General features: G+C 32.0%; 26 protein-coding genes. 24 read left to right on the top strand and 2 right to left on the bottom strand.

Features of this window, described 5'->3' with window-relative positions; translation table 11 throughout:
- Positions 1–12: 12 nt before the first annotated feature.
- Complete coding sequence (locus EXD82_RS04520; protein ID WP_142535723.1) at positions 13–2,637, bottom strand: transglycosylase domain-containing protein; 2,625 nt, start codon at positions 2,635–2,637, stop codon at positions 13–15.
- 245 nt (positions 2,638–2,882) lie between these two features.
- Here EXD82_RS04520 and EXD82_RS04515 point away from each other — a divergent pair, with 245 nt between their 5' ends.
- On the top strand, positions 2,883–4,433 hold the full coding sequence (locus EXD82_RS04515; protein ID WP_142535722.1) for an ABC-F family ATP-binding cassette domain-containing protein: 1,551 nt from the start codon (positions 2,883–2,885) through the stop codon (positions 4,431–4,433).
- A 54-nt stretch (positions 4,434–4,487) separates the two neighbouring features.
- Positions 4,488–5,114, top strand: a complete 627-nt coding sequence (locus tag EXD82_RS04510) for a TIGR01906 family membrane protein (RefSeq protein ID WP_174919160.1) — start codon at positions 4,488–4,490, stop codon at positions 5,112–5,114.
- A gap of 65 nt (positions 5,115–5,179) precedes the next feature.
- On the opposite strand, the gene EXD82_RS04505 is transcribed toward EXD82_RS04510, so the two are convergent.
- Entirely contained in the window at positions 5,180–5,449 is a 270-nt protein-coding gene (locus tag EXD82_RS04505) for a cysteine-rich small domain-containing protein (RefSeq protein ID WP_142535720.1), read from the bottom strand.
- 131 nt (positions 5,450–5,580) lie between these two features.
- Between EXD82_RS04505 and hflX the strand changes: the two genes are divergently transcribed.
- From hflX to EXD82_RS04395, 22 genes are all read left to right on the top strand, one after another.
- Positions 5,581–6,888, top strand: a complete 1,308-nt coding sequence (gene hflX / locus EXD82_RS04500) for a GTPase HflX (RefSeq protein WP_142535719.1) — start codon at positions 5,581–5,583, stop codon at positions 6,886–6,888.
- A gap of 8 nt (positions 6,889–6,896) precedes the next feature.
- Positions 6,897–7,565 (top strand): HEAT repeat domain-containing protein, encoded by a 669-nt coding sequence (locus tag EXD82_RS04495; RefSeq protein WP_142535718.1) that lies wholly within the window; start codon positions 6,897–6,899, stop codon positions 7,563–7,565.
- Positions 7,566–7,627: 62 nt separating this feature from the next.
- A complete protein-coding gene (locus EXD82_RS04490; RefSeq protein WP_142535717.1) occupies positions 7,628–8,047 on the top strand; it encodes an NUDIX domain-containing protein in 420 nt (139 codons plus the stop codon).
- A gap of 141 nt (positions 8,048–8,188) precedes the next feature.
- A complete protein-coding gene (locus EXD82_RS04485) occupies positions 8,189–8,611 on the top strand; it encodes a PPC domain-containing DNA-binding protein (RefSeq protein WP_142535716.1) in 423 nt (140 codons plus the stop codon).
- Positions 8,612–8,631: 20 nt separating this feature from the next.
- Positions 8,632–9,279, top strand: a complete 648-nt coding sequence (locus EXD82_RS04480) for a YigZ family protein (RefSeq protein WP_142535715.1) — start codon at positions 8,632–8,634, stop codon at positions 9,277–9,279.
- Between the two features lie 10 nt (positions 9,280–9,289).
- On the top strand, positions 9,290–10,042 hold the full coding sequence (nadE, locus tag EXD82_RS04475) for an NAD(+) synthase (protein WP_142535714.1): 753 nt from the start codon (positions 9,290–9,292) through the stop codon (positions 10,040–10,042).
- A gap of 63 nt (positions 10,043–10,105) precedes the next feature.
- Positions 10,106–10,828: a YebC/PmpR family DNA-binding transcriptional regulator gene (locus EXD82_RS04470; RefSeq protein ID WP_142535713.1), complete on the top strand. Its 723-nt coding sequence runs from the start codon at positions 10,106–10,108 to the stop codon at positions 10,826–10,828.
- Positions 10,829–10,925: 97 nt separating this feature from the next.
- Positions 10,926–11,501, top strand: a complete 576-nt coding sequence (locus EXD82_RS04465) for a pentapeptide repeat-containing protein (protein WP_142535712.1) — start codon at positions 10,926–10,928, stop codon at positions 11,499–11,501.
- Positions 11,502–11,549: 48 nt separating this feature from the next.
- Positions 11,550–12,635: a 4Fe-4S double cluster binding domain-containing protein gene (locus EXD82_RS10425; RefSeq protein WP_246082008.1), complete on the top strand. Its 1,086-nt coding sequence runs from the start codon at positions 11,550–11,552 to the stop codon at positions 12,633–12,635.
- Between the two features lie 30 nt (positions 12,636–12,665).
- Positions 12,666–12,845 (top strand): hypothetical protein, encoded by a 180-nt coding sequence (locus EXD82_RS04455; RefSeq protein ID WP_142535711.1) that lies wholly within the window; start codon positions 12,666–12,668, stop codon positions 12,843–12,845.
- Between the two features lie 123 nt (positions 12,846–12,968).
- A complete protein-coding gene (locus EXD82_RS04450) occupies positions 12,969–14,036 on the top strand; it encodes a helix-turn-helix domain-containing protein (protein ID WP_142535710.1) in 1,068 nt (355 codons plus the stop codon).
- Positions 14,037–14,255: 219 nt separating this feature from the next.
- Entirely contained in the window at positions 14,256–14,984 is a 729-nt protein-coding gene (locus EXD82_RS04445; RefSeq protein WP_142535709.1) for a class I SAM-dependent methyltransferase, read from the top strand.
- Positions 14,985–15,624: 640 nt separating this feature from the next.
- A complete protein-coding gene (locus EXD82_RS04440; protein ID WP_142535708.1) occupies positions 15,625–16,284 on the top strand; it encodes an EcsC family protein in 660 nt (219 codons plus the stop codon).
- Between the two features lie 54 nt (positions 16,285–16,338).
- The gene (locus EXD82_RS04435; RefSeq protein WP_142535707.1) at positions 16,339–17,304 is read left to right on the top strand and encodes a P1 family peptidase; all 966 of its coding nucleotides are present in this window, start codon (positions 16,339–16,341) and stop codon (positions 17,302–17,304) included.
- Positions 17,305–17,322: 18 nt separating this feature from the next.
- The gene (locus EXD82_RS04430) at positions 17,323–18,060 is read left to right on the top strand and encodes an EFR1 family ferrodoxin (protein ID WP_142535706.1); all 738 of its coding nucleotides are present in this window, start codon (positions 17,323–17,325) and stop codon (positions 18,058–18,060) included.
- Between the two features lie 173 nt (positions 18,061–18,233).
- The gene (locus EXD82_RS04425; RefSeq protein WP_142535705.1) at positions 18,234–18,557 is read left to right on the top strand and encodes a PadR family transcriptional regulator; all 324 of its coding nucleotides are present in this window, start codon (positions 18,234–18,236) and stop codon (positions 18,555–18,557) included.
- A complete protein-coding gene (locus EXD82_RS04420) occupies positions 18,547–19,116 on the top strand; it encodes a DUF1700 domain-containing protein (protein WP_142535704.1) in 570 nt (189 codons plus the stop codon). The genes EXD82_RS04425 and EXD82_RS04420 overlap by 11 nt, the downstream gene beginning before the upstream one ends.
- The gene (locus tag EXD82_RS04415; RefSeq protein ID WP_142535703.1) at positions 19,109–19,843 is read left to right on the top strand and encodes a DUF4097 family beta strand repeat-containing protein; all 735 of its coding nucleotides are present in this window, start codon (positions 19,109–19,111) and stop codon (positions 19,841–19,843) included. The genes EXD82_RS04420 and EXD82_RS04415 overlap by 8 nt, the downstream gene beginning before the upstream one ends.
- A 246-nt stretch (positions 19,844–20,089) precedes the next feature.
- Positions 20,090–21,298 (top strand): S41 family peptidase, encoded by a 1,209-nt coding sequence (locus EXD82_RS04410; RefSeq protein WP_142535702.1) that lies wholly within the window; start codon positions 20,090–20,092, stop codon positions 21,296–21,298.
- Positions 21,299–21,322: 24 nt separating this feature from the next.
- A complete protein-coding gene (locus EXD82_RS04405) occupies positions 21,323–21,790 on the top strand; it encodes a DUF2975 domain-containing protein (RefSeq protein ID WP_142535701.1) in 468 nt (155 codons plus the stop codon).
- Between the two features lie 11 nt (positions 21,791–21,801).
- Entirely contained in the window at positions 21,802–22,257 is a 456-nt protein-coding gene (locus EXD82_RS04400; protein WP_142535700.1) for a DUF2975 domain-containing protein, read from the top strand.
- 11 nt (positions 22,258–22,268) lie between these two features.
- Positions 22,269–22,481 (top strand): helix-turn-helix domain-containing protein, encoded by a 213-nt coding sequence (locus tag EXD82_RS04395; protein WP_142535699.1) that lies wholly within the window; start codon positions 22,269–22,271, stop codon positions 22,479–22,481.
- The last annotated feature ends 42 nt before the right edge of the window (positions 22,482–22,523 follow it).

Below are 22,523 nucleotides of genomic sequence, written 5' to 3'. Positions count from 1 at the left end.
TTTATTTATAAATTATTGTTCAGTAGATGGTTCGGAACCGGAATTTTCTCCGCCAGAGTTTCCGGAATCTCCGCCTGAAGAGTTTCCAGAATCTCCACCATTATCAGAACCGCTATCCGGTTTTTCAGAGCCGGAGTTATTAGAACCAGAGTTTCCACTGTTTCCATCTCCTCCATCATTTCCGTCTCCTGAAGTAGTTTCGTTGTTTGTATTTTCTTCAGCTTTGTCGGAAGATGGTTTTGATGGCATAGTAGTTACTCTTGTGGCAGATGTACCTTCAATAAAGGCTGCTTTTGAACCTGAAGAAGATGCGCCACCATCCTGAAGATTTATTTTTTCAAAGTATATATTATCTGGAACTTCAAAATCCTTAACCTCAAGGTTTTTGTGAACTCTTGTCATGATTTTCTGCCAAAGCACAGCAGATGAAGAACTTCCGCCTCCTATATTTCTTGTAGGAACTACATTTCCGTTTTCATCTTTTACACCGGCATCATCAGCTATATAAGTTGCACCTACATAATAAGGTGTATAACCGACAAACCATGCTTCTTTTGAACTGTTTGTTGTACCGGTTTTACCGGCAACAGGCATTCCACCAGAAATCTGAGCTTTTCCTGCAGTACCTTCTGTAATAACAGCTTTAAGCATATCAGTCATTACATACGCAACCTCAGGATCTACAACTTTGTGTTTTTCAGGTGATGATTTTACAAGAGTCTGATTGTCAAAAGTCTCTATTGTAGTAAATATAGTAGGTTCTATATAAACACCGCCATTTGCAAGAGCACCATATGCAGATGCAAGTTCAAGAGGAGAAATACCATAAGTAAGTCCTCCAAGTGTAAGGGCAGGGAATGTTCTGTCCGTATTATTTGAATCTGATGTAGCCTTGTTATCTGCAAGTGTTGTTATACCAAAGTTGTTAAGGTAGTCAATCATTATGTCGACACAGTCGTCATATGAATCACCAAGAAGTTCTGCAACTTTTACAGCAACTGTATTAGAAGATTTGGCAAGACCAAGTCTAAGGCTCATAGAACCACTTCCTGCAGTTGTAGTACTAGGGTTCCAGCTTCTGTTTTTCTCAAATCTATATCCACCCTTGGCATCACTGAATGCAGTAGCCTGTGTAATAGACATGGTATCAATTGCAGGTGTATAGACCGCAAGAGGTTTGATTGTAGAACCCGGCTGTCTAGGAGTAAGTGCTCTGTTCAGAGTTTTTCTTCCCGTTATATTTCTTCCGCCGACAAGTCCTTTTATCTGTCCGGTTGAATGATCAAGAATAACAGTGGCAGACTGTGGCTGATATACTCCATCAGGACCTATTTTATTTCCTGGGAAGTTATTGTTGTTTTTATATTCAGTTTCTATAGAATCCTGGATTTTTGGATCTATAGTTGTATTTATTACAAGACCACCGTTGTAGTACATATTTGTGGCTTCTTCTCTGGTATTTCCCTGTTCCATAAGAGCAGATATAACTTCAGACTCTATAACGTCTTCAACAGAACTGGAAACTCCATCAGAACTTTCAGGGAGTCTTATAACAATTTCTTCTGCAAGAGCTTCTGTATATTCCTTCTGAGAAATATATCCAAGCTCTTTCATTTTCCATAATACTGTTTCCTGTCTTTCTTTTGCATCAGGATTATTTACGGCTTTTCTTATTACAAGAGTTTGAGCTTTAAGCCGCTTGTATTTATCCTCGTTTATCATACCCCATTCATAGATTTTATCTATCATCTGAAGCTCTGTTTCTGTGGGCTCATCAAGATCATCATCCTCTGTGTTTGTAAAAGTTATAAGTCTGTGATCAAGATCTTCTTTTGTTTCAGTACCATCAAGTTTAGCTGTTTTGTAAGCAGAGTATTTTGAAGGGTTTTTTGTTGAACCTGCAAGAAGTGCAGATTCTGCAAGAGTAAGATCTTTTGCTGATTTATCAAAATATCCTCTGGCACCAGCTTCAGCTCCTGATAGACCTTTACCTACAAAGAAGTTATTTAGGTATGTTTCAAGAATCTTGTCCTTTGAAACTTTTCTGTCTATCTCAATTGCATAATAGATATCCTTTATTTTACGAGTGATTGTCTGTTCTGTACTTGTATAAAGCATTTTTGAAACCTGCATATCAAGAGTCGAACCACCCTGCATATTTCCTGTAAGTGTATTTACAACAGATCTTGCAAGACCTATAAAGTCGACACCTATATGCTGGTAGAAACGCTCATCTTCTATTGCAACAACAGCTTTTTGAAGATAAGGTGAAATCTGATTAAGCATAACAGGTGTTTTTTTGTTTACACTTGGAGCAGTGGACATTTTCTCACCGTTTGAATAAAGTATTGTAGTTGTAACATGAGTTCTTTTGTCTAGTTCAGCAGCGGATACGTTCTTAAGGTCTTTTAGTGAACTGAATCCAACACCGAGTACAAGAGCTACGCCGACTACAAAAAGCGCAAGAAAAGTTAGAAAGGTAATTTTTAAAGCAGAAAACTTTCTTTTTCTTTTCCTTCTTCCATTACCTGAAGTTCTCACCTTCTTATGAGTATCTTTTGAAGGAGTTTTAGACGGTGAAGAACTTATCTTTTTTCTTCTTATTCTATTGCTATCACCATTATTATCATTTCTCATTAGTTTTACCTCCTATACTAAGTAATTATTATATCATAAAACTGCTGAATAGTGCTATTTTATGAAGAAATTCACATATTACAACAGTTTATATGAAAAATTAAAATGTATTAAAAAGAATGATAATATATACATATTCATAAAACATAAATATATTGAAATATAGGCAAAAAACATATATCATTAAATAGATTGAATATAAATGTGAAAATAAATGATTATAAAATAAATAGAGAGGTGTTTTGATGCTAGTAGTAGAAAATGTGAGTCATGGCTTCGGAGCAAGGGTTATACTTGAAAACGTATCATTCAGAATAAGAAAAGGTGAGCATATAGCACTTGTTGGAGCGAATGGAGAGGGAAAATCAAGTTTCCTTAATATAATAACCAAAAAACTTATGCCTGATGCAGGAAATATAAAATGGTCATCTAGGGTTACAGTTGGATATCTTGATCAGCATACGGTTTTAGGAAAAGGAAAAACAATAAGAGAAGTGCTTAGAGAAGCATTTGGACATATGTTTGAACTTGAGCAGGAGATGCTTCAGATGTATGAGAAAATGGGAGAGGCATCTGATGATGAAATGGCAAAACTTATGGAGGATACTGCTGAGATACAGACTATCCTTGAGCACAGTGGATTCTATACAATAGATGCAAAAATAAACGAGGTTGCAAATGGACTTGGACTTGGGGATATCGGACTTGATAGAGATGTAACAGATCTTAGTGGTGGACAGAGAACAAAGGTACTTCTTACTAAACTTCTTCTTGAAAATCCTACAATACTTATACTTGATGAGCCTACAAACTATCTTGATGAAGAACATATAGTATGGCTTACTAAGTATCTTCAGGAATATGAAAATGCATTTGTACTTGTATCACACGATATAAGCTTTATAAACAATACATGTAATGTCGTATATCATCTTGAAAATGGAGAGCTTAACAGATACAAAGGAAACTATGACGAGTTCGAAAGACTTAACGAGATAAAGAAAAGACAGGAAGAACAGGCATACGAAAGACAAATGAAGGAAAGAGAAAAACTTGAGGACTTCATAGCAAGAAACAAGGCTAGAGTTGCTACAAGAGGTATGGCAAACTCAAGACAGAAACAGCTTGATAAAATGGAGATACTTGAAAGACCAAAGGAAAAAATCAAGCCTACATTTGCTTTCAGAGATGCTAGGGTATCTGGAAAAATTGTATTTGAGACAAAGGATCTTGTACTTGGATACGGTGAGCCACTTACTAAGCCTCTAAACTTCCAGCTTGAAAGAGGGAAGAAAATAGCACTTAAAGGGATGAACGGTATAGGTAAATCTACACTTCTAAAGACTCTTCTTGGAATGATAAAACCGTACAGTGGAGAAGTTAAACTTGGAGATTACCTTGAGGTTGGATATTTCGAACAGGAAAGTTCAAACGACAACAATAATACTGCCATGGAGGAAATATGGCAGGAATATCCAGGCCTTACAAACTATGAGGTAAGACAGGCACTTGCAAAATGTGGACTTACAAATGAACATATAACAAGTCTTGTGAGAGTTCTAAGTGGAGGAGAGGCTGCAAAGGTAAGATTATGTAAGATTATGCTAAAAGACATAAACTTCCTTGTACTTGACGAGCCTACTAACCACCTTGATGTGGATGCAAAAGACGAGCTTAAGAAGGCAATAAAAGAATTCAAAGGAACTGTACTTCTAGTATCACATGAGCCTGAATTCTATATGGATTTTGTAGATGATGTATGGAATATAGAAGATTTTACAACTAAGATAGTATAATATATATTAAATATATTCCTGAGTAAGTTGCAAATAACATTCGAGGTGATGACTTTGAAAAAAGCAGCGATGTTTATAGGTTCAATAATATCGGCAGCAGCTATAATATCGATAGCTGTCATAATAACCGTAAATTCCAGATGGCTTTATTATATGGATATAGATAAACTTAATATACCGCAGACAAGTGGAATTTCTGAAACGGAAATAATAGAAAACTACAACTATCTTATAGACTATAATACAAAATTCAGGGTAGGAGAGTTTTCACTTCCAACACTTCCATCTTCAAATGAAGGAAAAATACATTTTGAGGAAGTCAGAAATATATTTCTGGCAGTTCATTTTATAGCGGCTGCAGGAATTGTTCTGATAATATACTCTATATATGAAGCATTCAAAAGAAAAAGATACAAAATGCTTGGAGATACACTTATAATGACGGTCATAATTCCAGCTGTTACAGGTATTATGATGGCTGTCTCCTTTGAAAAAACATTTGTGCTTTTTCATAAAATAATGTTCAGAAATGACTACTGGATATTTGATCCATCAAAGGATCCGATAATAAATATGCTTCCAGAAACATTCTTTTTACATGCAGCAGCTCTCATAATAATTCTGACTGCTGTTATCTGGATGATATTATTGAAACTGTATTTAAAATCAAAAGAAATATAAAATTTATAAAATATGATATGAAAAAGGGGAGAATACCTGAGTATTTTCCCCTTTTAGATATAAAATTATTCTTTTGAATTTTTTGAAGTGATTTTGACTATATCCTGGAATTTACTCATTATATAATCAAAATTTGATTTTTTGTGTGGAAGCATACAATTGCTGCAGTCTTTTATTCCCTTGTCTGTATATCTGAAGTTTCCGCCACATGATTCTCCAAGTGCATAAAGCGGACAATAGCAGAAAAGACAGTTGAAGTTTTCCGGGTCTTCGGTTTTATGACAAGGAAAAAATTCACAGCCTTTGTGACAGAAAAATTTATAATTATCGCTCATAACAATCCTCCCAAAATATAATGTATATATTATATCATGTATACGTATAAAGATATCAATTATGATATTATATTATTGATATATAATTATTATAAAAATTATTAGAAAAAGTAATAAAAAGAGGTGATAACATGAATGAACTTGATATAAATCTTCACGAACAGGTGACAGAAAGAGCTTTGCTTGTAGGTATGAATCTGACATCAATAGCAAAAAGAACCGACGATATAGATATAAACGATTCTATGGAGGAACTAAAGGAGCTTGCAAAGGCAGCAGGAGCTGAAGTAGTAGGATCTCTTATACAGAATAGACATGCAGTGGATGCAGCATACTATATAGGAAAGGGAAAAGTAGAGGAGATAAGAACCTACTGCGAAAGTCTTGAAGCGACTCTGATAATATTCAACGACGAACTTTCTGGAGCTCAGACGAGAAACATAGAAGACCTTACAGGAATAAAAGTAATAGACAGAACTACACTTATACTAGATATATTCGCACAGAGAGCAAAGAGCAAGGAGGGTAAACTTCAGGTAGAACTTGCACAGCTTAAGTACAGACTTCCAAGACTTTATGGAATGGGAGAGGCGATGAGTAGAACCGGAGCTGGTATAGGAACAAGAGGTCCAGGGGAACAGAAACTGGAAATAGATAAAAGACATATATTAAACAGAGCAGCGGATATAAGAAAAGAACTTAAACTTGTAAAGAAAAACAGGGAGACTCAGAGAACTCAGAGAAAAAAATCAAATATTCCAATAGTGGCACTTGTAGGATATACAAATGCTGGAAAATCGACTCTTTTAAATGAGCTTATAAAGACACACAAAGACTATGAGGAAGAAAAGGAAGTGTTTGTAAAAGATATGCTGTTTGCAACACTTGATGTAACTCTAAGAAAGGCTGTACTTCCGAATAAAAAGGATTTTCTTGTCGTAGATACTGTTGGTTTTGTAAGTAAACTGCCTCACGATTTAGTAGATGCTTTTAAATCTACACTTGAGGAGGTAAACTACGCTGATCTTATACTTCATGTAATAGATGCAACAAATGAGAGTTTTGAGATACAGAAAAAAACAACAGAAAAAGTTCTGAAGGAACTTGGAGCAGACGACAAAAAGACAATACTTGTCTACAATAAAGTAGATAAACTTGAACTTGATATATATCCAAAAAATCATGATGACATAGTATACATATCAGCAAAGCAGGGAATAAATATGGATAAGCTGCTTAATATGATAGAAAAAGCTGTTATGGAAAATACATATGATGTTGAACTTTTAATTCCATATGATAGAGGGGATATATTCAGTAGATGCAAGGATAAATATAATGTAGAGGAATTTGAATACGGAGAGAATGGAATAACTTTCAGAGTATCTCTTGTTGAAGAAGATTTCAATATATACAAACAGTTTATAATTGAAAAGTAGGGATTTAGATGGAAATAAGCTGGAAAAATATAGATTCTTTGGAGGATTATCAGATAACATATCTTCTATATAAAGAATCTCTGAATATAGGTCAGATAGAAAGAGTAAGAAATTTAAGTGCCCGGGAAATAAATGATCATATAATAAAGGCAAAACTTGAAGAACGAGAAAAAAACAGGGCGGTATCAGATACATCACAGAAAGATGAGCTTGAAAACTATCTTGAACTAGGAAAAGATGAAAGACTTTCTTTTTTGAATAGATTAAAAGACGAAAAAATGTTATACTTTAAGAGAAAGGTGTACAAACGTATTCTCACTGAAAGAAATACGGATGATCTTATAGCACTGATATGGACAGCAGGGGAGTTAAGAGATGCAGGATTTCTTAAAGTTCTGCATACGCTCACAAAAAATAATAATTCTGACGTCAGAAGAATATCGTATTCTGCTATAAGAAAAATTGGTTCACCTGAGAGTAGAGAAGTCCTTGAAATGGGACTTTATGACTCTAATCCGCAGACCAGACAGTACTGCGCGAAAGCTCTTTTAAAAGTTGGTAATAACCGAAGTCTCAATATCCTTAGAAATCAGTATAAGGCAAAGAGAAATTCGGAAAAAGATTATGTGCTTCGAGCCTATCTTGAAGCAATTATCGAGTTAGAAAAGTCAGAGTGATATTCTGGCATTATATTTTTTAATCTATAAAATACCATGTATTTTTTTAGGAGGGGTTCGAGATGATAGTAAGACGTTGTTCAGGTGGTGTAGTATTTCATGCAAATCAGGTTCTTCTAGTTAAGAACGATAGAGGTGAGTGGACACTTCCAAAGGGAAAAATATCAGGAACTGATATGGCTCAGGAAAGTGCTATAGAAAGAGTAAAAGCAGAAACTGGTGTTGATGTAAAACTTCTTGATATAGCTGGTGACACAATATACGAGTTCTTCTCAAGAAGTAGACAGCAGAGAGTGTGTAATGCTATAAACTGGTTTATAATGGACGCAGAAAAAACTGACTGCAAAATCGATCCGGAATTTCTTGATGGAGGATTCTTTAAAGTGAAAGATGCAATAGAAATGCTAACTCACAGCAAGGAAAAATCTCTTGTTGAAATTTCATACAAAAAATATAAAGACGCTAAGAAGATAGTAGACTAATCAGACAAGATAATCGTAATGTATCAGCTTTTTAGAAAATCCGCCTTTCGGGAAAGGCGGATTTTTTTTTTCAAATAATTCTTAAAATAAATCTGTTATTGAGATATAATAGTATATAGATTAAAAAAGAGGTGAATTACTATGCAGTATGTAAAATCAGGAAATACAATAGCACTCAGAGTTGACTATGGAGAAGAAATACTTGAAAAAATAAACGAGGTATGTGTAAAAGAAAACATAAAAACAGCAGCTATATCAGGAATCGGTGCTACAAAGGAAACAGAGATAGGACTTTATAACATGGAGACAGGTGAGTATAAAAGAGAAGTATACACTGGACTTTATGAAGTAGGTTCTCTAATAGGAAATATAACAGAAAAAGATTCAAAACCATATATACATCTTCATATTGTTATAGGAGATACAAAGAAAGATGCTGTTCATTGTGGACATCTTAACAGAGCAGTTGTAGGTGCAACAAGTGAAATATTTATAACAGTATTTGAGCATACTATAGGAAGAAAATTTGACGAGCAGACAGGAATAAATATATTCGAGTTTTAAAAATCTGAAAGGATGTAATTATGAATTCATACAGAACTATATATGAATACGGAAGCGATGAGTTTACAGAAGAAAGATCGAGATTTATAGGATATGCAAAACCTGTAAAAACAGAGGAAGAAGCGATTGAATTTGTAAACGAGATAAAGAAAAAGCACAAGGATGCTACACATAATGTATGGGCATATACAATAGGCCCTACAATGAATATACAGAGATACAGTGATGATGGAGAACCACAGGGAACTGCAGGTATACCTACTCTTGAAGTTATAAAAAAAGAGGATTTAAGAGATGTGGCTGTAGTTGTTACCAGATATTTCGGTGGTATAAAGCTAGGTGCAGGAGGTCTTGTAAGAGCATATACAAAAGGTGCAAAGATAGGGCTTGAAGCAGCTGGTATAATAGATAGAATATGGTATCAGGAAGTAAAGATAAAAATAGATTATAATCAGATAGGAAAAGTTCAGAATGAGATAATGAACCTTGGATATTTTGTAAAGGATACAATATATCTTGAAGATGTTGAGTTTATTATATATTCAAAGCCAGAGGATAGAGATGCACTTGTTGAGAGAATAACTGATATAACAAATGGAACGGCAAAAATATCTGATGGAGAAGAGTTTTACCTTACAGAAAAAGATGGAAAGATAATACTAGACTAGGAGGGACATCATGGATAGAAAAGAACATATAGAAAAAGTTGTGCAGTGGTTAAAGGATAAGGTTTCAGAAGCACATGCAAAAGGACTTATAGTAGGAGTATCAGGTGGAATTGATTCTGCTGTTGTGTCATACCTTATAAAAAAAGCATGCCCGGAAAATTCAATGGGTGTAATAATGAGTATAAAATCAAATCCAAAGGATAGAGAGGATGCACTTAAAGTTATAGAAGGATGTAATATAGAATATCTTGACCTGGAACTTGCAGAGCCTCAGAATATGATACTTGATCTTGTAACAGAAAAGCTTAGAGAAAAAAATCTTCTTAAAGAAGAGTATCTGAGAATGACAGATGCAAATCTTAGAGCGAGAATAAGAATGAGTACTATATACACTGTTGCAAATGATCTTGGATACCTTGTGGTTGGTACAGATAATGCAGCTGAAATACATACAGGATATTTCACAAAACATGGAGATGGAGGAGTAGACCTTCTTCCACTTGCAAACCTTACAAAGAGAGAAGTATTCGAATGGGCAAAAGAGCTTGGAGTACATGAGGATATAATAAACAAAGCTCCGTCTGCAGGACTTTGGGAAGGACAGACAGATGAGAATGAAATGGGAACAACTTATGATTATATAGATGCTGTTGTAGAGGGAAGAAGAGATGAAGTTCCAAAAGAACACCTTGAAATAATAGATAGATTACACAGAAACAGTGAGCATAAGAGACATACAGCACCAACACCTCCGAAATTCTAATTTACTAAACAGATATTTTGTGGTAGAATTTTAGAGTGATAAAAGATTAGAAGGAGTGGAATTATGGGACGTATAGGAAACATAATCAATAGAAAAGGGAAACAGGATGCCCAGAGAGCAAAAGTATTTACAAAACACGCTAGAGCAATAACAGTTGCTGCTAAAGATGGTGGAGGAGATCCAGAATACAATGCAGCTCTTAAAACAGCTATAGAAAAAGCTAAGGCAGACAACATGCCAAACGATAATATAGATAGAGCAATAGCAAAAGGTACTGGTGCAGGAAATGCTGAAAACTACGAAACAATAGTTTATGAAGGATATGGACCAGGAGGAGTTGCAGTTATAGTAAATGCACTTACTGACAACAAAAACAGAACTGCAGGAAATATAAGATACTACTTCGATAAAAACGGTGGAAATCTTGGTACTTCAGGATGTGTATCTTTCATGTTCGACAGAAAAGGACAGATACTTGTTGCAGCTGAAGACGGTGTAAGTGAAGATGAATTAATGGATGCAGCTTTAGAAGCTGGTGCAGAAGATTTCATAACAGAAGAGGACGGATTTGAGGTAATAACTGATCCAGCTGATTTCGGTGCAGTAAGGGATGCATTAAAAGAAGCAGGATACGAGTTTATATCAGCAGACGTTAAAATGATACCTCAGACTACAACTGTTCTTGAAGAAGAAGGACAGGTTCATGCTATGGAAAAACTTATAGATATGCTTGAAGATGATGACGATGTTCAGGATATCTACCACAACTGGGAAATAGCTGAATAATATTGAATTGAATAAAAATATTTATAATGCCATCGGTATATGCCGGTGGCGTTTTTTTATTGTATAATCTAGATATATATTAATTCGGAGGATTTTTATGGTTTATGAAGATAAAATAATAAAAGAAAAAAAGTTGTATGGAGAAAATATAGAGGATATCGAGTTTATAGATTGTAAATTTGAAAACTGTGTATTTGAAGATTGTACTTTGAAAAATTGTATATTTAATGAATGTAGGTTTATAAACTGCAGTATATCGTCTATAAAATCAGAATCAACAGGTATAAGAGAAACTGAATTTGTATCCTGCAATATAATTGGAATAAATATGGCAAATTTTGTATCAGAAGGACAGATTTTTGAACCAATCAAAAGTATATCAGATTGTTTTCTGAAATACTGTACTTTTTCAGGAATGAATTTTGTCAAATATGATTTTTCTGGGAATATTTTTAATGAATGCATATTCGATGAATGCAATATAAGAAGTGGAAAATTTAATGGATGTAATCTGAAATCAACTCAATATATAAACTCTAATCTTATGAAATGTGATTTTAGAGAATCTACTGGATATGAGATAGATATAAATACAAATATGTTGAAAGATGCAAAATTCTCATTTCCGGAAGTAGTATCATTGCTTGATAGTCTAGAGATAAAAATATATTAATATAGATTTTTAAAGGTAATACGAATGTTGGAAAGGTGTGATTTTAATATGGAAAATATTACAAAAGGACTGAAAGAACTTTTATATAATAAGGGTGCTGTACTTGTAGGTATAGCTGATATGAGTCATAGAGACGATTGTCAGTATAAAAGAGGTGTGGCGGTTGCAGTACCTCTTCCAGTGGAACTTGTAATACAACTGAAAAGTGCACCTACAGAAGAATACTATAATATGTATCATACTTTGAACAACAAACTGAATGATATTGTATCAGCAGGTGAAAAATATCTGTTAGACAGAGGATACAAATCATATGCACAGACTACAGACAGAGTAAAAATAAATGAAAATAGAATATCAGAACTGCCACATAAAACCGTTGCAACAATGGCTGGCATTGGATGGATAGGAAAAAATTGTCTACTTGTTACAAAAGAGTATGGTTGTGCAATAAGAATATCATCTCTTCTTACTGATGCACCACTTGAAGCAGATATACCAGCGGGAGGATCATTATGCGGAAATTGTAGTATCTGTGTTGATAAATGTCCTGCATCTGCTCTTAAAAATACTCTATGGGCTCCCGGAATGAAAAGAGAGAATATAGTTGATGTTGAAAAATGCTATGAAAAGCAGATTGAAATTATGAAGAGAGAAACAGGTATAGAAGCTGATTTATGTGGTAAATGTTTCGCTGTATGCAGATATACGAAAGAATATATAGATAGATATAAACGAGAGAATTTACTTAATGAAGGAGATGAGGAGTTGATAAAGGCTGCATCAGATGTAATAAAAAGAAATTACGATTATAAATATGAAAACCACACAGTTGGTGCAGCGGTTAGATGCAGAAATGGAAAAATATACATAGGTGTAAATGTTTATTCGCTTCATGGTGCATGTGCAGAACAGGTTGCAATAGGAGCTGCTATTACAGATGGTCAGAGGGAATTTTTATCTATTGTAGCAGTAAGAGGAAAAAATGGAGATGAAATTATACCTCCATGTGGAAACTGTAGACAGATGCTTTCAGATTATGCACCGGAATGTGAGGTTATAGTTATGGAGAATGGAGGAGTCAAAAAAGTAAGGGCAAGAGATTTGTTACCGTATTTATATAGTGTTGAATAAAAAATTATAATACCTGAATGGAGTGAAGATATGAAACTATTTAAATATATTGATGATCTTGATAAATATACAAAAAATGGGGATAAAAAAGATAATAAAAAGCCTGTAGATATATGGAAGGGACTAAAAATATTTGCCATATTATTCTTTGCTTTTATAGTTACAGTCGTAATACTATTCTTTGTAATATACTCAAATATAACTGTATAAATGTTGAAATTTAAACGATGCAACTGTTGGTTGACAAAATAAAACCGGGAGTTGGTGGTCTGATTTCATAAAGGATAATATAATCTGAGTATAGAATTATATACAACATGAGGAGAGGTTATTATGAAAATTTCAGACAAGATTATAGAACTTAGAAAAAGCAGAGGATGGTCTCAGGAAAATCTGGCTGAATATATGGATGTAAGTAGACAGTCTGTATCAAAATGGGAAAGTGGTCAATCTATACCAGATATAGAAAAAATAATAAAACTTTCAGAGTTATTTGGGGTAACAACAGATTATCTTTTAAAAGACAATATAGAATCTAAATCAAAAGATAATGAATTAGAAAATAGAGAATACTATCCAGAAGTAGAGAAAATAAATGAAATACAATCACACAATGAACCTAGGAAAGTATCTGATGATGAAGTATATAAATTTATAAATCAAAAATTGAGGATAGAAAAACTAATTCCAACAGGTGTATTTCTTTGTATTATATCTCCTATAGTGCTTATATTTTTATCTGGAGCTTGTGAAGCTGGTGCAATGAATATAAGTGAGGGAATTGCTTCTGGAGTAGGGGTATTAATTCTTTTACTTATGGTATCAATTGCAGTGTCGATGTTTATAATGAGTGGACATATATCATCAGAGTTTGAATATATGGATTATGAAGAGATATCTGTAAGCCGGAGTATAGAAAATGAGATAAAGGAACGAAAAGAGAATTATAAAATGAGGAGAACCCTAAATAATATTATAGGAGTGGTAATTTGTATTTTTTCTATATCTCCAATTTTAATTGCAGGAGTATTAAACAAAGATGATTATTTTTCTATAAAGATGGTATGTGTTATGATTTTTGTTGTAGCCTGTGCGGTATTTATATTTGTAAAGACAGCTATAAGATGGGGTACATACCAAAGAATACTTCAGGAAGAAGAATTTTCTCCAAAGAAAAAAATAGAAAACTTAAATGAATATAATAGCTACAATTCTAAAATGACATTTTCAAAACTGATAAACAGCATATATTGGATGGGATTTGTTGCTTTTTATGTAATATACAGTATGACTACTGATAGTTGGGATAAATCATGGATTATATTTGTAGTGGCTGGAGTATTATACCCTATATTAAATATAATACTTAAATACATTGAATCAAAAGAAGAAAATAAATAGGAAGATATTTATGAAATAAATAAGCATAAAAGAATTTAAGAATTGGAAGTGTAGAAAGTAGAGAAGTAGCTATAGGATGTACAGTTTTTATATTTGAAAAAGGTGCTGTAGCAGATCTCGATGTAAGAGGAGGAGGTCCGGCATCTATAGAAAGCGAACTTCTAAAGCCGATGGCAACTGCTCAGGAGATAAATACAATTTTAAATGGAAGGAAGAATTATGAAAGAAAATAAGTATGATAATGAAAAGTTTTTTAAAAAATATGCTGAAATGGAAAGATCTAAAAAAGGACTTGAGGGTGCAGGAGAATGGTATGAACTAAAAAAAATACTTCCTGATTTTAATAATAAAAAAGTTCTCGATCTTGGTTGTGGCTATGGATGGCATTGTTCTTATGCTTCTGATAATGGAGCTGATTTAGTGATTGGAACGGATATATCAGAAAAAATGCTTGAAGAAGCAAGAAATAAAAATAATAGAGAAAATATAAATTATATATGTATGGCAATGGAAGATATAAATTATCAGGATGAGTTTGATATAATAATAAGTTCGCTGGCAATACACTATATTGAAAATTTTAATGAACTTTTATCCAAAATATATAAATCTCTTAAAACAAAGGGTGAATTTATATTTTCAGTGGAACATCCAGTTTTTACAGCTGAGGGAAAACAGGATTGGTACTATGATGAAAATGGCAATATAATGCATTTTCCAGTTGATAATTATTATTACGAAGGTAAAAGAAATACAGTATTTCTAGGAGAAAATGTAACAAAATATCATAGGACAATTACAACTTATATAGATAAATTACTTAGAGAGGGTTTTGAACTTAAAAGAGTAGTAGAGCCAAAGCCACCTGAAGAAATGATGTATATAGATGGTATGAAGGATGAAATGAGAAGACCTATGATGCTTATAATTTCAGCTGTCAAGAAATAGTAATTAAGAAAGCAGTAAATCATTTATAATTGATTTACTGCTTTTATTATATTGTTGATTATTATTAATTTTAGTTTAAATATATATTATAATATATTGTTATAAATAGATTGATTCTATTAATATATGATAGATGAAAACATATTTAAAAAGATATATAATTTGTTATAAACAATATTCTAATAGAGTGAATGGCTGAAACTATTTAAATTTTTTGCTGATTTTGATAAGTATACGAAAAATAGAGATAAAAAAGATAATAAAAAGCCTGTAGATATATGGAAGGGGATAAAAATATTTGCTATACTATTTTTTGCTTTTATAGTTACAGCCGTAATACTATTCTTTGTAATATGCTCAAATATAACAGTATAAATGTTAAAATTTAAACGATACAACTGTTGGTTAACAAAATAAAACCGGGAGTTGGTGCTCTGATTTCATAAAGGATAATATAATCTAAGTATAGAATTATATACAACATGAAGAGAGATTATTATGAAAACTTCAGACAAAATTATAGAACTTAGAAAAATCGTATGATAATAATATAAAATAAATATATAAGTAAATACATATACGAAAGGATTAAAGAAAATATGGCTAAAAATAATAAGAAAAATTATCTCAAGCAGAGATTATGAAAATTTTAGATTCATGTTATGATAAATGTTTGAATGGTATTCCAAAAGTAAGTCCTAGTGTAAAAGATATGGCAAATGAATATTTAAGAAAATACGAAACTAGGGAACTTGCTTGTGAAGCAATGCTTAAAAATCAAATTACTAAATGTGCAACATCAGGATTTATTACTGGATTTGGTGGAGTGATTACAATGCCAGTAACACTACCAGCAAATGTTACGAGTGTATTATATGTTCAAATGCGTATGGTTGCCTGTGTTTCATATATGGCTGGTTTTGAACTTGATAGTGATGAAACACAAACATTTGTATATGCTTGTCTCGCTGGTGTTTCGGTTAATGCATTAGTAAAGCAAACAAGTATAAAGTTTGGTGTTAAATTTACAAATAATTTGATCAAAAAAATACCAGGAAAAGTTCTAACCAAAATTAACCAAAGGGTGGGTTTTAGATTTATAACTAAGTTTGGAACAAAAGGTGTTGTAAATTTGGGAAAACTTATACCTGGCGTAGGAGCAGTTGTTGGAGGCGGATTAGATTTTGTTGAAACGAAGATAATTGCAAATCGTGCATATAAATGGTTCTTCCAAAATGATTTTACAATAGATGAGAAAAATGAAGAAAGTATTGAAATATATGAAGTTGATTTTGAATAGAAATAAAATTATATATATGAAACATGATTTCTACTTTAGAGAGGTGAGCATATTTTGAAAGAAATAAGCATAAAAGATTTTGATAATCTAAAAATAGGAAGTGCAGAAAACAGAGAAGCAGCTACAGGATGTACAGTTTTTATATTTGAAAAAGGTGCTGCAGCCGGTCTCGATGTAAGAGGAGGAGGTCCGGCATCTATAGAAAGCGAACTTCTAAAGCCGATGGCAGCTGCACAGGAGATAAATGCAATTTTACTAAGCGGTGGAAGTGCATTTGGACTTGAGGCATCTTCGGGTGTAAGAAAATACCTTGAAGAAAAAGGTATAGGATTCGATGTAGGTGTTACAAAAGTTCCTCTGGTATGTCAGTCATGTCTATTTGATCTGACTGTAGGTGATACTTTTACAAGACCAAATAGAGAAATGGGGTATGAGGCCTGTGTAAATTCAGAAAAAGGAAACTATAGAGACGGAAATTATGGAGCAGGTACAGGTGCTACTGTAGGAAAATTCAAGGGAATGGATTTCTGTATGAAATCTGGAATAGGAAGCTATGCAGTTCAGATAGGTGATATAAAAGTTGGAGCGGTTGTAGCAGTAAATGCACTTGGTGATATATACGACTGGAAAAATGGACAGAAAATAGCGGGACTTCTTTCTGAGGATAAAAAATCTTTTTCTGATTCAGAAGAGGAGCTGTTCAAATTAATGGAAAGCATGGATAATAAATTTACTGGCAACACTACACTTGCTGTTGTATTTACAAATGCGAAATTCAACAAGACACAGCTTTGTAAGATAGCAGGAATGTCACAGAATGGATATGCAAGATCGATAAGACCAGTACATACTTCTGCGGATGGCGATAGTATATATGCAGTTTCTCTGGGAGATGTTCCAGCCGATTGCGACATGATAGGAACTCTTGCATCAAGAGTTGTATCAGAGGCTATACTTAGGGCTGTAGAAAATGCTGATAGTGAATATGGATATATTTCAGCAAAAGAATTCAATAGATAACTGATTGGAGATGAGATAATGATATTTTATTTTTCTGGAACAGGTAATTCAAAATGGGTTGCAGAAAAGATAGCGGAAAATATTGGAGATAGAGTATTTGATATATCGTCTAAAGAAAATATACCAGATGTAGAAAACGAAAATTATATAGGTTTTGTATTTCCTGTTTATGCCTGGGGAGCTCCAGAAATTATGATTTCATTTGCTCAAAATCTGGGAAAAGTTGATTCTTTTACATTTGCAGTGTGTACATGTGGAGAAAATGTAGGATATGCACTTAAGAAATTTTCAAAGGTATATAGAACTGACAGCAACTATAGTATAGTAATGCCAAATAATTATATAGTAGGTTCAGATCCGGATAATAAAGAAGATGCGATAAGAAAGATAAAAAATGCTGAGATTGAGATAAAAGAAATTTCAGGTGAAATAAAAAACAGAAAATATACATATAGAGCAGAAGAAGGCAGCTTTTCATGGATCAAATCTGGAATAGTAAATTTGGGATTTAATAAATTTGCAAGAAGTACGAAGAGTTTTTATGCAACGGAAAAGTGTATAGGTTGTGGAGTGTGCGAAAGAAACTGTCCTATAAAGACTATACATATTGAAAATGGAAAACCAGTATGGGGAAAAGAATGTCGGCAATGTCTGAAATGTATAAATGAATGTCCTATGTGTGCTATAGAATATGGGAAAGCCACTGTAGGTAGAAATAGATATAATATAGGTATGTATATAGAAGATGAAAAATAATTAGATAGAGTCTGTGTTAAGCAGGCTCTTTTTATTTTGTATTTCTAATAATAGATTTTAAAAGTTTGAATACAGGATAATATAATTTTAAATTTAACATTAGTTTATTGACTTATAATATTATTCGATTTATAATATAAGAGAATAAATAATTATTTAGTGAGGTGATTTACTTGGGATTTCAGATAGGTGGAGCAATACTTGATTTCGTAGTTCTGAGTATACTTCGAAATAAAGATGAGTATGGATATGCAATAACTCAGGAAGTAAGGGAAATACTGGATGTTTCTGAAACAGCGATGTATCCAGCTTTGAAAAGATTGCAGAAAAACGAACTTTTGAGTGTATATGATATGCCTTACCAGGGAAGAAATCGAAGGTATTATAAATTAACTCAAAAAGGTGAGTTAGAGCTTGAAAAATATATATCGGAATGGAATGAAATGAAGAAGAAGATGGATATATTACTTGAGGAGGATGTAAGTAATGACAAATAATAAGTATTTCAACGAATTAGCAAGACATCTTCATAAACTTAATGATGAAGATAGAGAAGAAGCTTTAAATTTCTATAGAGAGTATGCAGAAGATGCAGGGATTATAGAGTATGAAGAACTTACAGATAGATTCGGGAACCCTAAAAATCTTTCTTCAAAAATATATGCAGAATCAGCGAAGAAAACTCTTGATAAGGATGATAAAGATATAAGTAAGGCATTTATTATAGGTATTATAGCAATATGCTCACTTCCTGTATCTCTTCCAATAATAGGTATATTAATTGGTACATTGATAACAATTATTGCATTGATATTTGCAATATTAATGATAATACTTGTGTTTTCAAAAGTTTCAGTTTCTATGTTTGTGGAGTCATTTAGCTATCTTGTGAATTTTAATCCTGCTTTATGGATGAAGACGTTTGGAGGATCACTTATACTGATATCTGTTACAGTATTATTGATATGTATGTTTGTTCCTTTTTTTAGATTTTTATTGAAGAAAATAACTATTAAAATTTCAAATTTTGTTGAAAGGAGATCTAAAAATGATTAAGAAAATAGTGATTTGTATGGTGGCTATATTAATATTAGGAATAGGATTATATACAGCAGGAAGTAAAATGGACGATAATAAAAATGAAATAACAAATGTATCAAAAGAAGAAAAAAGTATTAAAGTAGAAGAATTTTCAAATATAGATATATCATCAGTAGATGCAGACGTAGAAATTTCTATAGGAAAAGATTATTCTGTGAAGTATAATTTTGACGACCAAGAAAGTATAAAAAATATGGAAGTTAATAATAATACTCTTTTTATAGAGTCAGATTCAGAAGATTTGAAAATAATGTATTTTACATCAGAAAAGGATAACAGAAATAAGATAAATATAACTATACCAGAGAATAAATTATTAAATAGTCTAAAAATAGATACAGTAGGTGGGGACATATCTCTAAAAAATATAAAATATACATCATGTAATCTTGATACTACAGATGGAGACGTTTCAGCATTAAATACATTCGGGAATGAAATAAAAATGGATACAGTAGATGGTGATTGTATATATACAGGAATAGCGAATAAAAATGTATATATAAGCTCAGTAGAGGGAGATATAAAAGTAGATGGCAAAAACTATAGTATAGAAGCAAATAGTAGTGAGAATATTTACTATAACAGTCAAAAGTATCAATACGAATTTATTAAAAATTCAAAAGGACCCAAAATGATTATTGAAAATGTATCTGGAGATATTGAAATCGAAGATAAGTAGATTTAAGCTAAAAATTCAATAAATATAAAAAATAAAAAGTCTGAATCGATATATAATCGAATCAGACTTTTTAATATTGAAAAAAACAAAAAATATAATGTTAATAGATAAAAATATATTGAAAAACGATAACAATAGTGGTAATATGAACTTAAGATAAATATATAATCAAATACTAATTATGACACGAATTAATTCGAAAGCTATGTATAAGTACGACAATTCAACTAATGGAGGTAAATTTCTATGAAGAAAAGGTTGCTTATATTGGGAATATTATTACGGTCATTTATTTTAACTGGATGTTCGAGTAATTTAACAGGTGATAATAAATCAACTCTAACAACAGAGGAAAAAATAGAGGACTTTGAACAGATGTATAGTGAGGTAGAAAAAGGATATCCATTTCTTGAGGTAAATAAACGACTTAATGGAATTGACTGGCTATCGAAAAAGGAAGAATTTAAGGAGATGGTGTTAGAAACATCTTCTGATAAAGAATTTATGTATACTTTGAATAAGATTCTTCGGAAATTAAATAAAGGACATAATGGTGTTATATCAGATAAAAAAGTATTTGATTATTACCAAAAAGTATATGAGCCTATAGGATATTTTCCAATTCTAGAGGATAAAGATGTAATAGAAAGATATGAGTCGATGAATGAAATAAAAGGAATTGAAAAATATGAAGATGTGTTCAAAGACATAGATACAATTGATGTTATGAAAGGAAATATAGCATACATATCTATTCCACAGATGAATTCAGCGAGTGGCAATATTGATAATGATATGATAAAAATAGAAAAATTTTTAAAAAATAAAAATAATTATAAAGCTCTTATTATTGATATAAGAGGAAATACTGGTGGAAATGATTTATATTGGATGGAATTGATATCTACTATAACGAATAAGAATTATAGTTGTGGTGGATATACACTATTCAGAAATGATTCAAAAACGATAAAAGATTATACAAGTAGAAGAAGTGAAAATTTACATAACATAGATGAACTTCCAGATAAAATATTAGAAAAAGCTCCAAAAGAAGTTCCGAATATGTTTACTGAGTTTTCTAATGATAATACGTATATAAAAGGAAAAGCAAAATATCCTTTTAATGGAAATATATATCTTCTTGTTGATGAAAATGTATTTTCTGCTTCTGAATCATTTGCAGTTTTCTGTAAAGAAAAAAATTTTGCAACAATAATTGGAACAAAAACTGGGGGTGATGGATATAGTGTAGATCCAGTTTTATTCAAGTTGAATAATAGTAATTTAATTGTAAGGATGTCTTCTGCAATGTCATTAACTGAAAGTGGAATATGTGATGAGGAAGAAAAAGTAACTCCAGATTTATATATTAAAAATGAAGATTATTATAGCTCGAAAGTTCCTTTGAGTGTATATGTAGAAAAAATAAAGAAAATAGAAAATATTAAATAGTTCGATATAGATGAGGTGAAGTTTATGAAAACAAAAGGTGCAAGATTTATTTTGAATATAATAATTCCAATAATGATACTTATGTTAATGATGGTATTGATTGCTGCAACACCAAGCGGAATACTAGAAATAAAAAACTGGAAAGATACAGTATTATTAATTATACAGACATTGACAATTATAATATTTATACGGATGCTTGTGACAATAATGGTAAGTATAAATAGTTCAGAAGAATATATATTTACTCAAAATAATGTTAAAAGATTTAATAGACTGGGATATATGTTTCTTGTCTTGATACTGTTTGACTATGTAAATTGTGTAATTACAGGAGAGGTTTCAGCGGGAGCACTTATAGACTGTGGATCATTTTTTGTGATATCGGGAACAATGTGCATACTTATGATACCATGTCTACTATGTTTTCTGATAGCAGACTCATTTCAGAAAGCAATAAATATAAAAGAAGAAAATGATCTTACAATATAGGGAGTGATATTATGAAAAAATCAAATTCAAAAAAATATCTTAAATTAGTGCTTTACATTATGATATTTTTCACAGTAACAATGATAGTTGCAGTAGTGTTAAATTTTGTAGGATTAATAAAAGAACCGAATTTAGATACTACATGGATCGTATTTCTTGTAGTGATGTTTATAGTATCCGTACTATTAATACGAATAATAAACGATTCTTATGATACAATATTTAAAAGAAGGAATGTTGATAGATTCAATATGATAGGATATACATTTATAGTTATGACTATAATAGACTATATAACAGCGCTAGTTACTCCAGGTTCTAATGGAACAATAATAACAATAATACCAGGAGTATTTATAACAGCTGATATGTGTATGTCGCTGATACCTGGTCTTTTAAGTTTTGTAATTGCAGAATCATTCAGAGATGCAATAGATATAAAAGAGGAGAACGATCTTACTATATAGGGAGGTGGATTATGGCAATAGTAGTAAATCTTGATGTGATGATGGCAAAGAGAAAAATGTCATCAAAAGAACTTGTAGAAAAAATAAACATCACAAACGCCAATCTATCTATTCTTAAAAACAACAAGGCAAAGGCGGTCAGATTTTCAACATTGAACGAAATATGCAAGGCTTTGGACTGTCAGCCTGGTGATATACTTGAATATGTTGAAGATGATGAATAAAAGTGCTGTCGGAATTTTCCCGACAGCATTTTCTATATATTT

This window comes from Peptacetobacter hominis (assembly GCF_006861675.1).
In the GTDB taxonomy this organism is placed as follows: domain Bacteria; phylum Bacillota; class Clostridia; order Peptostreptococcales; family Peptostreptococcaceae; genus Peptacetobacter; species Peptacetobacter hominis.
Note: the sequence above shows the minus strand (reverse complement) of the source record. Positions and strands in the feature narration are given on the sequence as shown.

Excerpts from the sequence above, each read along its gene's own strand:
- EXD82_RS04520 (WP_142535723.1), bottom strand. The coding sequence starts at position 2,637 with ATGAGAAATGATAATAATGGTGATAGCAATAGAATAAGAAGAAAAAAG.
- EXD82_RS04515 (WP_142535722.1), top strand. The coding sequence starts at position 2,883 with ATGCTAGTAGTAGAAAATGTGAGTCATGGCTTCGGAGCAAGGGTTATA.
- EXD82_RS04505 (WP_142535720.1), bottom strand. The coding sequence starts at position 5,449 with ATGAGCGATAATTATAAATTTTTCTGTCACAAAGGCTGTGAATTTTTT.
- hflX (WP_142535719.1), top strand. The coding sequence starts at position 5,581 with ATGAATGAACTTGATATAAATCTTCACGAACAGGTGACAGAAAGAGCT.
- EXD82_RS04495 (WP_142535718.1), top strand. The coding sequence starts at position 6,897 with ATGGAAATAAGCTGGAAAAATATAGATTCTTTGGAGGATTATCAGATA.
- EXD82_RS04490 (WP_142535717.1), top strand. The coding sequence starts at position 7,628 with ATGATAGTAAGACGTTGTTCAGGTGGTGTAGTATTTCATGCAAATCAG.
- EXD82_RS04485 (WP_142535716.1), top strand. The coding sequence starts at position 8,189 with ATGCAGTATGTAAAATCAGGAAATACAATAGCACTCAGAGTTGACTAT.
- EXD82_RS04480 (WP_142535715.1), top strand. The coding sequence starts at position 8,632 with ATGAATTCATACAGAACTATATATGAATACGGAAGCGATGAGTTTACA.
- nadE (WP_142535714.1), top strand. The coding sequence starts at position 9,290 with ATGGATAGAAAAGAACATATAGAAAAAGTTGTGCAGTGGTTAAAGGAT.
- EXD82_RS04470 (WP_142535713.1), top strand. The coding sequence starts at position 10,106 with ATGGGACGTATAGGAAACATAATCAATAGAAAAGGGAAACAGGATGCC.
- EXD82_RS04465 (WP_142535712.1), top strand. The coding sequence starts at position 10,926 with ATGGTTTATGAAGATAAAATAATAAAAGAAAAAAAGTTGTATGGAGAA.
- EXD82_RS10425 (WP_246082008.1), top strand. The coding sequence starts at position 11,550 with ATGGAAAATATTACAAAAGGACTGAAAGAACTTTTATATAATAAGGGT.
- EXD82_RS04455 (WP_142535711.1), top strand. The coding sequence starts at position 12,666 with ATGAAACTATTTAAATATATTGATGATCTTGATAAATATACAAAAAAT.
- EXD82_RS04450 (WP_142535710.1), top strand. The coding sequence starts at position 12,969 with ATGAAAATTTCAGACAAGATTATAGAACTTAGAAAAAGCAGAGGATGG.
- EXD82_RS04445 (WP_142535709.1), top strand. The coding sequence starts at position 14,256 with ATGAAAGAAAATAAGTATGATAATGAAAAGTTTTTTAAAAAATATGCT.
- EXD82_RS04440 (WP_142535708.1), top strand. The coding sequence starts at position 15,625 with ATGAAAATTTTAGATTCATGTTATGATAAATGTTTGAATGGTATTCCA.
- EXD82_RS04430 (WP_142535706.1), top strand. The coding sequence starts at position 17,323 with ATGATATTTTATTTTTCTGGAACAGGTAATTCAAAATGGGTTGCAGAA.
- EXD82_RS04420 (WP_142535704.1), top strand. The coding sequence starts at position 18,547 with ATGACAAATAATAAGTATTTCAACGAATTAGCAAGACATCTTCATAAA.
- EXD82_RS04415 (WP_142535703.1), top strand. The coding sequence starts at position 19,109 with ATGATTAAGAAAATAGTGATTTGTATGGTGGCTATATTAATATTAGGA.
- EXD82_RS04410 (WP_142535702.1), top strand. The coding sequence starts at position 20,090 with ATGAAGAAAAGGTTGCTTATATTGGGAATATTATTACGGTCATTTATT.
- EXD82_RS04405 (WP_142535701.1), top strand. The coding sequence starts at position 21,323 with ATGAAAACAAAAGGTGCAAGATTTATTTTGAATATAATAATTCCAATA.
- EXD82_RS04400 (WP_142535700.1), top strand. The coding sequence starts at position 21,802 with ATGAAAAAATCAAATTCAAAAAAATATCTTAAATTAGTGCTTTACATT.
- EXD82_RS04395 (WP_142535699.1), top strand. The coding sequence starts at position 22,269 with ATGGCAATAGTAGTAAATCTTGATGTGATGATGGCAAAGAGAAAAATG.